At 40.4% G+C, this 13,164-nt stretch carries 11 protein-coding genes; 9 read left to right on the top strand and 2 right to left on the bottom strand.

Going from position 1 to position 13,164, the window contains the following annotated elements; all coding sequences use genetic code 11:
* The first annotated feature begins 3 nt into the window (after positions 1-3).
* The 5 genes from V7077_RS05455 (at position 4) to V7077_RS05475 (ending at position 7,301) form a co-directional block, all read left to right on the top strand.
* Entirely contained in the window at positions 4-360 is a 357-nt protein-coding gene (locus V7077_RS05455) for an ArsR/SmtB family transcription factor (protein WP_215046265.1), read from the top strand.
* 163 nt (positions 361-523) lie between these two features.
* On the top strand, positions 524-2,326 hold the full coding sequence (locus tag V7077_RS05460) for a TIGR04190 family B12-binding domain/radical SAM domain protein (protein WP_335499149.1): 1,803 nt from the start codon (positions 524-526) through the stop codon (positions 2,324-2,326).
* A gap of 352 nt (positions 2,327-2,678) precedes the next feature.
* Positions 2,679-2,879 carry a cold-shock protein gene (locus tag V7077_RS05465; protein WP_007083969.1) on the top strand — a complete coding sequence of 67 codons (201 nt, stop codon included), beginning with the start codon at positions 2,679-2,681 and terminating at the stop codon, positions 2,877-2,879.
* A gap of 142 nt (positions 2,880-3,021) precedes the next feature.
* Positions 3,022-4,167 (top strand): exonuclease SbcCD subunit D, encoded by a 1,146-nt coding sequence (locus V7077_RS05470; protein WP_335499151.1) that lies wholly within the window; start codon positions 3,022-3,024, stop codon positions 4,165-4,167.
* Positions 4,164-7,301, top strand: coding sequence for an SMC family ATPase (locus V7077_RS05475; protein WP_335499153.1), 3,138 nt, complete (start codon positions 4,164-4,166; stop codon positions 7,299-7,301). The genes V7077_RS05470 and V7077_RS05475 overlap by 4 nt, the downstream gene beginning before the upstream one ends.
* Positions 7,302-7,626: 325 nt before the next feature.
* On the opposite strand, the gene V7077_RS05480 is transcribed toward V7077_RS05475, so the two are convergent.
* A complete protein-coding gene (locus V7077_RS05480) occupies positions 7,627-9,285 on the bottom strand; it encodes an FAD-binding dehydrogenase (RefSeq protein ID WP_335499155.1) in 1,659 nt (552 codons plus the stop codon).
* 183 nt (positions 9,286-9,468) lie between these two features.
* Here V7077_RS05480 and V7077_RS05485 point away from each other — a divergent pair, with 183 nt between their 5' ends.
* The 4 genes from V7077_RS05485 to V7077_RS05500 all read left to right on the top strand — a co-directional run bounded on the left by V7077_RS05485 (position 9,469) and on the right by V7077_RS05500 (position 11,696).
* Positions 9,469-9,978 carry a hypothetical protein gene (locus V7077_RS05485; RefSeq protein ID WP_335499158.1) on the top strand — a complete coding sequence of 170 codons (510 nt, stop codon included), beginning with the start codon at positions 9,469-9,471 and terminating at the stop codon, positions 9,976-9,978.
* A gap of 117 nt (positions 9,979-10,095) precedes the next feature.
* Entirely contained in the window at positions 10,096-10,671 is a 576-nt protein-coding gene (locus V7077_RS05490; protein ID WP_335499161.1) for a uracil-DNA glycosylase, read from the top strand.
* A gap of 97 nt (positions 10,672-10,768) precedes the next feature.
* Positions 10,769-11,179 carry a hypothetical protein gene (locus V7077_RS05495; RefSeq protein ID WP_335499163.1) on the top strand — a complete coding sequence of 137 codons (411 nt, stop codon included), beginning with the start codon at positions 10,769-10,771 and terminating at the stop codon, positions 11,177-11,179.
* Positions 11,180-11,231: 52 nt separating this feature from the next.
* Positions 11,232-11,696 (top strand): GNAT family N-acetyltransferase, encoded by a 465-nt coding sequence (locus V7077_RS05500; protein ID WP_335499166.1) that lies wholly within the window; start codon positions 11,232-11,234, stop codon positions 11,694-11,696.
* 23 nt (positions 11,697-11,719) lie between these two features.
* On the opposite strand, the gene V7077_RS05505 is transcribed toward V7077_RS05500, so the two are convergent.
* A complete protein-coding gene (locus V7077_RS05505; RefSeq protein ID WP_335499168.1) occupies positions 11,720-13,024 on the bottom strand; it encodes an Nramp family divalent metal transporter in 1,305 nt (434 codons plus the stop codon).
* Between the last annotated feature and the right edge of the window lie 140 nt (positions 13,025-13,164).

Here is a 13,164-nt window from a genome sequence, read left to right on the forward strand (position 1 = left end):
GACTTGAATTTAGAAATGCAGCAATTTAAAGCGGAATTTTTTAAGGCACTTGCCCATCCATTAAGAATTCGTATCTTGGAGCTGCTGGCAGAAGGGGATAAGAATGTCAATGAAATTCAAACCCTTGTTGGCAGCGAAGGTTCTGCTGTCTCACAACAGCTGACCATACTACGAGCGAAAAATATTGTTTCAGGTACAAAGGAAGGAAATAAGGTCATTTATACTTTGAAGGATCCTATGATTATTGAACTTCTGGCCGTTGCCCGCCAAATTTTTAATAATCATTTGGTAGATACGATTACGATCCTCGATAAGTTTAAGGAAGAGGAAGAAGAAGTTTTGCCACAGCCGAAGATTTAATATCTTCGGCTTTTTATATGGAATTAGACGTAGATTTTTTATAAAAAATACAAAAATTTAAATTATTGGTTTTAAAATTGTAATATCTTAGTTGGATGAATTGGTTAAATTTGTATTACTATGAAGTTGATACCAATATAGTAATATAGGAAGGTGACCCAAAATGTATGACTTGGTTTTACTGCATCCCCCGACGGTCTATGATTTTCGTAAAGAAATGCTGTTTACTGGCCCAATTTCTGATGTGGTTCCATCATCACCCGTGTTTGAAATGTATCCCATCGGTTTAACGAGTATTGGTGATTATCTTGAACGGTTTGGTTTAAAGGTGAAAATTATCAATATTGCTAACCGGATGCTGCTCAATCCAAATTTCGATGTAGAAAAAAAGATCAAAAAAATTAAGACGAAAGCATTCGGTATCGACCTCCATTGGCTCCCGCATGCACATGGAAGTGTCGAGCTGGCAAAAGTCATTAAAAAATTTCATCCGAGAACGCCTGTCTTATTTGGCGGACTTTCAAGTACTTATTTTCACAAAGAACTGATTAAGTATCCATGTATCGATTTTGTTGTCCGCGGTGATACTACAGAAAAATTAGTCCTTATGTTGTTGAATACACTGGAGAAAAAAAGTTCAGAGGATTATGCTGATATTCCAAATCTAACCTGGAAAAAGGGAGATTCCTATTTTTATAATGAAATGAGTTATGTGCCGGATAGTTTAGATGAATTTAATCTGCCTGGATATCGCTATATCATTCGCTCTGTTTTCAAATATTTTAATCTCCTTGATCCCTTGCCATACAAAGGCTGGCTTCAGTATCCAAATACAGCGATCTTAACATCTAAGGGCTGTACCTATAATTGTTTAATATGCGGCGGATCGAAAGATGCTTATGAGTTGAACTGCAATCGAAAAAAACTCGTCATGCGCTCACCAAAGAAAATGCTCGAAGATATTGCCTTAATTCAACGTTTTACCAGAGCACCTATTTTTTTATTAAATGATATTCGGCAGGGTGGGAAGGAATACGTGGATGAGTTTCTCACCGGCTTAGAGCAGATGGAACTTAAGAATGAAATCGTCTTTGAATTATTTAACTATGCTGATGAAGAATTTTTTAAACGTTTAAACAAAGCAATCCCTAAATACAGTATTGAATTGACACTTGAATCAGCCGATGAGGAGATTCGTAAATATAACGGAAAGCTTCCATGTACAAATTCAAAGGTAATCGAAATGCTTCAATTTGCTTTGCAACAAAATTGTGCCAAAATAGATTTGTTCTTTATGACAGGGATCCCTAATCAAGATTATGAAAGTGCGATGCGTAATGTGGACTTTTGTGAAATTATTCACAAAGAATGTGGTGAGGATACAAGACTTTCTTATTTTGTCGCACCTTTATCACCATTTCTTGATCCTGGTAGTCCGGCATTTGAAAATCCCGAAAAATATGGTTATAAAAAGTTTTGCCATACACTTGAGGATTTCCGAAGTGCGATGAAACAGCCTTCCTGGAAACATATGCTCAGTTATGAAACAAATAAAATGACAAGGGAGGATATCGTCCGATCGACCTATGATTCAGCTTTAAAATTAAATGAATTTAAATACAAACACAACATCATTACAAAAGATGTCCATGATGAAGTAGCATTAAAGATACATAAGTCTGTGGAATTTTTAAAGCGTTTGGAGGAACTGGTCCTTCTGCCTGAAGAGGAACAAAAACTTGAAATGGCCAGGATTAAGGAAGAAGTAAATCACATTAATCGTCATAGCATTTGTGGACAGAATGAGTTGAAATGGGAGGTTAAAAAGTTGTTTGCCGACATTCCATCGTTAACCTATATCGGCCTCGAGTTATTGGTGAAGGATAGGGTTAAATGGGTTAAATGCCGCCTTGGTAAAATTGATCGGCAGGTTGTATTGACACCCACTACAAGAAAACAGCAATAAGATAGTAGTAGATAAGAAGCTTAAAGGTAATACAATGGACATCCGTCTAACTATTTTTCTTCAAAATACGACAAAACTTGTTTATTTCGGCTTATAGAAAGGTAGAATGAACAAGATAGAAATAGAGATTTGCAGAACCTTGTAAAACTGTGTCATAAAGCCCTTTCTTGACATATTTTAATAGAAATGATAAATTTTAGACAGCCGTTGAACACGAGATTAGATTTATGTTACAGCTTGTTCAAAGTTTTAACTGATGTTTGGATGAGGAAATGAAAGTAAAGCTATCACGTTGTACTTTGGTGAATTTTACACATGGCTTAATTGTAAGCCAATAGGAGGATTTTTTTACATGAAAAACGGTAAAGTAAAATGGTTTAACTCAGAAAAAGGTTTTGGATTCATTGAAGCAGAAGACGGAAACGACGTATTCGTTCACTATTCTGCCATTCAAACAGAAGGTTTCAAAACTTTAGAAGAAGGTCAAGAAGTTTCTTTCGAAGTTGTTGAAGGAGCTCGTGGACCACAAGCTGCTAACGTAACAAAGAAGTAATTCTACCAAAAACTACAATCTCAACAGCCTGAGACATTTGTCCAGGCTGTTTTTTATTGTTCAAATACAAGTGATTTCCAAGCTCATTACAATTGGTATTTTGCTATAATAGGAGTATTCGAATATGCAAGAGGTGACCTAAATGAAATTTATTCACACTGCTGATTGGCATCTAGGTAAATTAGTACACGGTGTCTATATGACGGAAAATCAACGTGCTGCACTTGAACAATTTGTTTCGATCGTGGAAGAAGAGAAGCCAGATGCGGTTGTCATTGCCGGTGACCTTTATGACAGGTCTGTACCGCCGACGGATGCGGTTGAGTTATTAGATGAAATTCTTTTTAAAATTAATGTTGAGCTAAAAACACCTGTTGTAGCCATTGCTGGAAACCATGACAGTGCAGAGCGTCTCTCCTTCGGCAGTTCATGGTATAAACATAGTCAATTTTACTTGACCGGTAAACTTTCAACGAACTTCAAGCCCTTTCAGGTTAATGGAGTTAATTTTTACCTTGTTCCTTATGCAGAGCCGGGCGTTGTTCGCCAGCTCCTTGATGATGATTCTATTCATTCGCATCAAGAGGCGATGAAGGCTCTGATTGGAAAAATAGAAGAGACCTTGAACCCGAATGAACCAAACGTTTTAGTGGGACATGCCTTTGTTCTGGGCGGCCAAACTTCAGATTCTGAACGGATACTATCTGTTGGCGGTTCAGGCTGTGTTGGAGCAGAATTATTCGCTCCCTTTTCCTATACAGCCCTTGGACATCTCCATAGTCCGGATGCCATCAACCACGAGAACGTGAAGTATTCAGGTTCTCTCTTAAAGTATTCGTTTTCTGAAGCAAAGCAAAGAAAGTCAATATCCATCATTGAAATGGACGAAAAAGGAAATTTCACGCATCGATATCGCTCACTAACACCAAAACATGATATGCGAGAGATTGAAGGACATATTGAAGAATTACTTGACCCTAACTTTTATGGAAATGAGCAAGTGGATGATTATCTAAAAATTACTCTGCTGGATCAAGGGGCCTTGCTCGATCCGATAAATAAATTGCGTCAGGTTTATCCAAATGTTCTTCATTTAGAAAAAAAGATAGAGCTGACAGACAGTAAGAAAAAACAATCCTACATCGCCCTAAAAAGCGAGAAAAAGTCTGAGATTGATCTGTTCGAACAATTTTATACAGACATGACAACCTCTGAATTTACAACGAAAAAAAGAGCCGTAATGACCGAAATCATTGAAAAAGTATTACGAGAGGAGGGGAATAGATGAAACCTTTGAAATTAACGATGCAGGCATTCGGTCCATATGCAGGCAAAGAGGAAATTGATTTTAACCAGCTTGGAAATCGGACCATGTTTGTCATCTCTGGAAAAACTGGCGCAGGAAAAACGACCATTTTTGACGCAATTAGTTACGCCATTTACGGAAAAGCAAGCGGGGAAGACCGAAATGGACCCGAACTCCGCAGCCAATTCGCAACGGATGAGCTGTTAACAGAGGTTTCTCTGGACTTTTCTCTGCGTAACAAAGTCTATTCCATTACCCGTTCACCTCAGCAGCTAAAAAAGAAAGACAGAGGCGATGGCTTTACCACGATTGGCGCGAAAGCGGAATTATATACGTGGGATGCAGAAGGAGAACGAACATTACTCGCATCGAAAACAAGTGATGTCGAGGAAAAAATTAAAGAAATCATGCTGATTGATGCCAATCAATTTCGGCAAATCCTAATGATTCCACAAGGAGAATTCCGCAAGCTATTAACGTCAGACAGTAAGGATAAAGAAGTGATTCTGCAGCGTCTGTTTCACACTCAGCTTTATAAATTAATAGAAGAAAAGCTGAAAGAGGAAGCAAGTGAATTGAAAAAGACAGTGGAAGAAACGGAGAAATCTCGAAATGAAGCCCTGCGCCGAATCCATCCATTTACAAATGATGAGCTCGCTCAAGCACTAGAAACGGACCCAGAAAATCACACCATCATCATGCCGCTTTTACAAGCAGAAATTGTCGGCATGGTCGATAAACTTGAACAATTAGCTAGTCAATTAACAGACAAGGTACAAGCCCAAGACAAATTAAAGGAACAGCTTTACGAAGCAGAGGCAATCCTGAAACAGCTTCAAACAAAAGAGGAGTTAAAAGGGAAAATGACTCGTTTACTCGCTCAAGAAGACGAGTACACAGAGAAAGAGATCCAAGTTCAGCGGGCGCAAAAAGCTGCACTATTAGCGAAACAAGAGGAATTATGCCACCGGTTAAAACGGGAGGCAGACCAGCTTCAGGGAAATATAAATGTGATTACTGCCGAGATTGAAAAACTAAATGGACTTTCTAAGCAATCTGAACAGCAGCTGAAAAGAGAGCAGGAGCGTGAGGGTGAGCGTCAGTCTGTACTCGACGAAGTGAATCGATTGGTAAGTATGAAGGAAGATGTTTACTCTTTTTCGGCATTGCTCAATGAGACAAAACAGAAGGATGCCGAGCTCAGGGAAGCAAAGGAAAAGATAGTCAATCATGAACAGAGACTTCAGCAATTAGATGAACGAATCAGTACGTTAAAGGCCCAAAAAGAAGAAATCGAAAGAGGAAAGTTACTATTTTTAGAAAATGAAAGCAAGTTGGAAAAACTTAACGTTGATCTTGCCAGGCTCGAAAAACTAGAAACATTGCTGGCACGTCATCAAAAGGCAGAACAAAACCTAGTTACCACTACCGGCCGATTCGAAAATACATTGGCTCGTTATCAAGATGCTAAAGCCATTGTCGAAGAGTTGGAGAAAAAATGGATCCATGGTCAGGCAGCCATTCTAGCTGCTAACCTCCGTATTGGTGAAGCATGTCCTGTTTGTGGCTCTTTGGATCATCCAGTACCGGCGATTGAACAAGAAAATGAGATTCCAACGGAAGAAGATTTAAAGTCTGCAAAGGAACAAGCTATAAAATGGGAAAATGAAAAATCAAAAGTAGAAGCGAATTTTTATCAGTATCGTTCGGAAGAAAGTGCACAGAAAGAGGCTGTTCAAGACCTACTTAACGAAATATGCCTGCATCGTCCAGATTTTACTGTTGAAGAGTTGACTAATGTAAAAATGGAGGTGTCAGCGGCTAAAATTCAGCTAGTTCAACTTCAACACAAGCTGCAAGAACAGATGAAGCTCCTTGATCGCCTCAGGTCAGAAATGGAGATAAAAGAGTCAGAAAGAACAGCTTTACAGTCCGAAATTCAGCAGCTGTCAGCATTGGTGAATGATTTAACGGTTCAGTTTACTGAAAAGAAAACCGATCTTACTAGAATGATGAAAGTGATTCCGGAAAATCTTCGTTCAGAAGTGGAATATGAGAGGATGTTTGCATCCTTGCGAAATCGTTATGACAGGTTAGTGAAACAGCTGGAAGAAGCACAGAAAAGCCTCCAAGTAGTGAAGGAAAAGCTCTCTAGTGAAACGGCTAGATTACAAGATGCAATGAAGCATCATGCTGATAAGCAGCAGGAGCTCGAAACGGAGCGCGGGATCTTTGTTGCCAAATTATCAGAACAGGGCTTTGAAAAATATGGGCTTTATGCTGCTGCTAAAAAATCAGAAGGAGAAATTCAGAACCTTCAAGATGAGATCCGCAGTTACCGCGAAGAGTTACGCTCAGTATCTGACCGCTTAAAGGAACTGACTGAGCTCCTTGCTGATGTGAAAACGCCGGATGTTGAGGGAATTAAGCTGGAGTTAGCAAAATTCTCTGCCGAAATTGATAGGCTTACTCAAGAGAGAACCGATTTATATGTTAAAAAGCGGGATAATGAGGAAATTTATCAGCGTGTTGAGCGCCTAAATAACGAGGTAAAGGCGCTGGAGGAACGGTTTAGTATTATTGGTGACCTTTCTGATATTTCAAGAGGACAGAATCATTTACGGATTACATTTGAACGATATGTTCTGGCTGCTTTCTTGGATGATATTTTACACGAAGCCAATGTCCGATTGCGAAAGATGACCTCTGGGCGCTATCTGTTACAGCGGAAGACAGATCGGTCGAAAGGGAACGCCCAGAGCGGTTTGGAATTGCTTGTGTTTGACCAATATACCGGTCAAGAGCGTCATGTTAAAACATTGTCTGGTGGCGAGAGCTTTAAGGCCTCCTTGTCGTTGGCATTGGGACTAGCTGATGTTGTGCAAAATTATGCCGGCGGCGTTTCGCTGGAGACGATGTTTATTGATGAAGGATTTGGTACGCTTGATCCTGAATCACTTGACCAAGCAATTGAAGCCTTAATGGATATTCAAAGCAGCGGCCGTTTGGTTGGAATCATCTCACACGTACCCGAATTAAAAGAGCGAATAGACGTCAGATTAGAAGTTATTGCCGGTCAAACGGGCAGCCGGACGGAGTTTATGTTTACGAATTAATTTGAAAAAGCAGTGGGTGTCCTTTGAAGGGAAATCCACTGCTTTATTGTTGTTGGATTCTAATTATGCCCGCGGATCGGGAAACATGGTTGGAACGGTTAAAATAAAAGGTAATTGTGCCCGCGCATCAGGGAAAATAAGTAGAACGGTTAAAATAAAGAGTAATTATTCCCACGCATCGAGAAAAATAGTAGGAACGGTCAAAATAAAGTTTGATTGTGCCCGCGGATAGGGAAACATGGTTGGAACAGTCAAAATAAAAGGTAATTGTGCCCTATAACTCAGAAAAATAACTTAAACAGTAACAAACGCAACAAACACTAAACTAACTATTTAGTTCCTGTACAAGTGCCCGCCCTGCCTGGCGGCCAGTGAAAAGACACCCCCCGACAAATGTCCCTTCAAGTGAGCGGTAACCGTGGATCCCTCCGCCGCCAAAGCCTGATACCTCGCCGGCAGCATATAATCCAGGCACCGGGCTGCCTGAAGCATCAAGCACTCTTCCCGATAAATCTGTTTGCAGTCCGCCCAGCGTTTTGCGACTGACAATATTTAAACGGACAGCAATGAGCGGGCCCATTTTTGGATCAAGAATCTTATGCGGTGGTGCTACACGAATTAGTTTATCCCCTAAATAATTTCGAGCCCCGCGCATAGCAGTAATTTGCAGATCTTTTGTAAATTTATGATCGATTTCCCTGTCACGTGCTTCAATTTGCCGTCTTACTACATCAATATGGAGGAGCTGATCACCTGTCAGCTTATTCATCCCCGTTACCAATTCTTCCAGCGTTTTCGCTATTACAAAATCCTCCCCCTTATCCATGAAGGCTTTAACTGGTGCAGTGGGACCTGGAAGGACGCGGGCCAGTACCTTTTTAATGCTCTTTTCTGTCAAATCTGGGTTCTGTTCCGACCCGGAAAGGGCAAACTCTTTTTCAATAATTTTCTGAGTTAAAATAAACCACGAATAATCGTACCCTGATTTCATGATCGCTTCAAGGGTTCCCAACGTATCAAAGCCTGGGAAATTTGGTGCAGAAAAGCGGTTTCCTTGGGCGTCAAGCCAGAGGGAAGAGGGACCAGGGAGGATCCGAATTCCATGGTTGGGCCATACTGGATTCCAGTTTTTTATGCCTTCTGTATAATGCCACATTCGGTCTCGATTTACAATTCGGCCGCCGGCTTTTTCGGTTATGGCGAGCATCCTGCCATCAACATGTTCTGGCACGCCGGAAATCATATGTTTTGGTGCTTCACCTAACCGGGAAGGCCAATTTTTGCGAATCAGCTCATGGTTTCCGCCGATGCCGCCGCTTGTTACCATAACTGCTTTGGCATAGAACTCAAAATCTCCGATAACCTCCCGGGAGCTCGCTTCCCCACGAGCGGCGGAACTAGCGATTAGAACATCACCCCGGACCCCAGTTACCGTTCCATTATCTTTTATTAATTCATTCACACGGTGGCGGGGGCGATAGTTAACAAGCCCTTTCGCCATTGCTTGACGGACTCGTTCCTCAAACGGCTTAACAATACCGGGACCTGTACCCCAAACGATATGGAAACGGGGAACAGAGTTACCATGACCTTCTGCTGTATAACCCCCACGCTCAGCCCAGCCAACCACCGGAAAGAAACGGACCCCCATTTCATAGAGCCATTTACGTTTTTCACCAGCGGCAAAATCAACATAGGCTTCTGCCCACTTTTTGCCCCAATAATCTTCATCGTCCGCACGGTCAAAGCCGGCCGATCCCAGCCAGTCCTGCCAGGCAAGTTCACGTGAATCCTTTATCCCCAACCTTCTTTGTTCGGGTGTGTCTACTAAAAATAGACCGCCGAATGACCACCATGCCTGGCCGCCAAAAGAGGCTTCCGGTTCTTGATCTAAAAGAAGTACCTTTTTTCCGGCATCAGCTAGTTCCGCAACGGTCACCAAGCCGGCCAGTCCTGCCCCCACTACGATTACATCGTATGGCAATTTCATCCCCCATTTCACCATCTTCTCTTGTTTTCAGAATAGTCAATATTATTATATTATAGCATGTATAGCCCACTAAAGCTGTCACTTTCTTATCTGAACAAAGGGCGTTTTTTCCTCTAATAGAATAAATCTTCCGGTCATACCGAATAATAAATTCAAACATGGTTAGGGGGTTTTTAGATGAAAAAAATGACAATCCTCTTGTGGAGTCTATTCATAACGCTCTGTCCACTCAATACACGTGCCGAAGATCTGCCTAGGTTGTCTTCCGATTGTCTTGAAGAGATGAAAAATCGTGATGTGTTATATAATAAAGCCATCATGAGAGATATCATAACCGAATTAGGATTAGATATTGATTCACAAAACTATTTAGAGGTCTCGGACAAGGATTTAGATGCTGCCCATTTAATTTACGGCGGAAAGGAAGTTGATGAAAATTATCAATCCTTACATACTCAATTTATTGTCGCTTCTCGCGGAAAACCGACCCTTTTTGTGAAACCCTCTGAAGCCTATTTGCTTTATAAGCAGCCCGATAATACAAACGTAGCCGTGCATTTAAAGCTCTCGGACCTTAAGTGGGTGGTTGTAGGGAAGAAAAAGCAGGAAGGAAACATCGTTCATTACAAGCTTTTAAAGTGTGAAAAAGAATACCTAAAGAAAAAACGAGAGTTTTCTAACCAATAAAGTTATTAGCGCTAAAACAAAATTCTCCTTAAAAAATAGTCCGGACGTATGTAAGTAAACGTTAACATGGGTAACATAGGATAAAAACAATGAGGCAAGCCATCGGAGGGAAAAGTATTGTCTGACTTTTGTCCAATTTTATGGCCAGAAGAGCCAACTCCCGAAGCATATAAAAATTGTGGTGAATGTGGCCTGGATCAGCATGGATCAAGGCTAATCTGGGGAGAAGGAAATCCGAATGCACCTATTATGATTCTTCTTGATAATCCGGGGGCACGTGAAGACCGGGAAGGGAACCCATTTGTATGCGGGACAAGACAAACACTTCAAAGTGCCGCACAAGAGGCAGGTCTAACAGAAGAAGATTTGTATGTAACATATGTCTTAAAAAGAAAACCAGTCAGGACTTATGATAAAGAAGAGGTCCGGAAAACATGTATGATGCATCTAAAACAACAGCTCTCGGTCAAAATGCCTGAGTTTATTTTTTGTCTTGGAAATGTAGCGGTTCAGTCCTTTTTTCAAGATTCTGAGGTGAATGTAAAGCAATTGCATGGAAAATTACATAACGTCCATGGTTATCATACTACTGCTAGTTATCATCCTTTAGCAGTAAGACGACGCCCTAATCTATGGCCAATTTTTATCAAGGATTGGAAGTTCTTGGCGGATAACTATAGAAAACTACAATAAAATAGAGTTATTTTCCCGCAATTAACCAATCATAAACCCTTACCTTAAAACCCAAAATAAGATAGTTCACTCATTCAAAGCAAAGGGGTTGTTGGGGTTGAGATGGCATAAAACAATTCTTTCCATGATTCAGCAGAGGCAGGATAAAAGGATCGCATTAGCAGTAGATACGTCAACAAATGAAGCGCCAGTTATTCTTATTAATAACATAGTCAAACTGTTTGAACAATTAAAACCAGACACGTTGTTAGTTCAAGCAGATTTTAAAATTAGAAGTATTTCCCCTGTTCAGAGCGATTCCATTAAATATCATACACATGGGAAATCTTCCTATACATTAGTTTTAGAGTGGGCAAAAGAAGAGAATATTGATACACTATTTTATATTACCGATGTTACCGGCTTTTTTTCAGAAGATATGGAAAAGGTTGATTTTGAATTATTTTGGCTTGTACCTGGCGATTTCCTGCCGCGCGTCCCATTTGGTAAAGCCATTAAAGTCGCCTGAAATAGGGATCCCTCACCATGTGGGGGATTTTTAAGTTAGGAGAGGATACCATATGATTAAAGAACTGGATTTACATCATCAAGAAATACTAACGGACGTCTTTGAACTGCAAAGAGCATCGTACATAATAGAGGCACAATTAATTCGTTTCTTTGATATTCCCCCTTTATTAGAAACGAAGAAGGAACTAAAAGAATGTGGCGAAACCTTTTTGGGCTATTTCGAAGGTGATAGCCTTGCTGGTGCAATTTCTTACACGATTGAGGAGAATGAACTGACCATTTGCCGGATGGTTGTTCACCCGAGCCATTTCCGGAAAGGAATTGCCCAAAAGCTGATAACGAGAGTGGAAGAACAGAATCCGGACATAACCGTTCTATCCGTATCAACTGGAAAGGATAATCTACCAGCTAAAAATTTATATTTAAAAAATGGTTTCAACCATGTATCTGATCTTGAGGTTATACCAGGTTTATTTATTAGCCATTTTAAAAAGGAAAAACACCATCCCGACTGATGGTGTTTTTCCACTATATTCTATTAACCCATTATTATTTGCAAAACCATCCAAATATTTAAGCCAAGGATGATAATGGCAAAGAGGGAAGAAAGGACAGTAGTAATTTTCTTATTGGTTAGTACACCCATTAAATCTTTCTTTTGCGTGAAATAAATCAAGGCAATAATCGGGAAGGGTAATACAATACTTAGAATGACCTGGCTTATAATGAGAGTCTGGGTTGGATCGACTCCGAGTGCTACAATAATGACAGTTGGAAGCATGGTTACCAACCGGCGTATCCATAACGGAATGCTAAAACCTACAAATCCCTGCATAATTACTTGACCCGCCATTGTTCCGACAACTGAACTTGAAAGACCAGAAGCAAGCAATGAGATAAGGAAAACACTAGCAGATGCTGCACCTAACAACGGTGTTAGGGTATGGTAGGCAGTCGTTAAGTCAGCAATATGGCTTTGACCTGTTGTATTAAAAACAGAGGCTGCCATATACATCATCGCCAGATTAACGAAGCCTGCCAATGTCATCGCAATGATAATTTCTTTTGTACTAAATTTTTGAATCTTTATTTTTTCTGTATCATTTCTTGGCACGATTCGGTTCTGGGTTAAGCTTGAATGTAAGTAGATTGCGTGCGGCATAACGGTTGCCCCAATCACCCCAACGGCTAGCATAATACTTTCATTATTACCGAGCCATGGGACCACACTATGGTAAGCAATTTTTGAAAAATCAGGCTGTGAAAGTATGGTTTCCACTAAATAGCATAAACCAATTAGCATAGCGAAAGCAGCGATAAATTTCTCTAACGGCCGGAAACCGAACTTTTCAAGCATTAAGATTAAATAGGTTACTACCCCTGTGATAATAGTGGCATAGATCATTGGAATACCGGCAAGTAAATTTAGTGCTAGTGTTGCCCCTAGAAATTCAGCAAGATCCGTTGCCATCGCGGCAAATTCCGAGACAATCCACATAATCATTGTGAGCCATTTTGGCATTCGATCACGGCATATTTCAGGTAAACTCCTGCCAGTAGCAATGCCAAGCTTGGCTGACATATTCTGCAAAAGCATCGCCATCAGGTTCGCTAAGACAATAACCCAAAGCATTTTATAACCAAAACGGGCGCCACTCTGTATATTAGTTGCAAAGTTTCCCGGATCTACATAAGCAATTGAAGCAATAAAAGCTGGTCCAAGGAAGGGCAATAAGGCCCGTATGCCTTTTACTTTTCCATTTATGGCATCTCTAGCGGCAGAAATGGTTTTTAATTCTGCGGCTCGAGCCTTATCAACTGCAAGGGAATCTGACTGACTCATAAGACACCAACCTTTCTCCATTTGTTTTTCATAGGCGCAAGGTTTGTTCGCTAATCAACAAATGTTGCACTCGTGCAAATTCTTTAGTTTTATTATAATAAATTTCACAATATTTGTGTATATTTTTGCCTATTTTTACA

The organism is Neobacillus vireti, assembly GCF_036962465.1.
Lineage (GTDB): Bacteria > Bacillota > Bacilli > Bacillales > Cytobacillaceae > Neobacillus > Neobacillus vireti_B.

What these genes read in the sequence shown, in the direction of transcription:
- V7077_RS05460 (WP_335499149.1), top strand. Translation starts at nt 524, where the DNA reads ATGTATGACTTGGTTTTACTGCATCCCCCGACGGTCTATGATTTTCGT.
- V7077_RS05465 (WP_007083969.1), top strand. Translation starts at nt 2,679, where the DNA reads ATGAAAAACGGTAAAGTAAAATGGTTTAACTCAGAAAAAGGTTTTGGA.
- V7077_RS05470 (WP_335499151.1), top strand. Translation starts at nt 3,022, where the DNA reads ATGAAATTTATTCACACTGCTGATTGGCATCTAGGTAAATTAGTACAC.
- V7077_RS05475 (WP_335499153.1), top strand. Translation starts at nt 4,164, where the DNA reads ATGAAACCTTTGAAATTAACGATGCAGGCATTCGGTCCATATGCAGGC.
- V7077_RS05485 (WP_335499158.1), top strand. Translation starts at nt 9,469, where the DNA reads ATGAAAAAAATGACAATCCTCTTGTGGAGTCTATTCATAACGCTCTGT.
- V7077_RS05500 (WP_335499166.1), top strand. Translation starts at nt 11,232, where the DNA reads ATGATTAAAGAACTGGATTTACATCATCAAGAAATACTAACGGACGTC.
- V7077_RS05505 (WP_335499168.1), bottom strand. Translation starts at nt 13,024, where the DNA reads ATGAGTCAGTCAGATTCCCTTGCAGTTGATAAGGCTCGAGCCGCAGAA.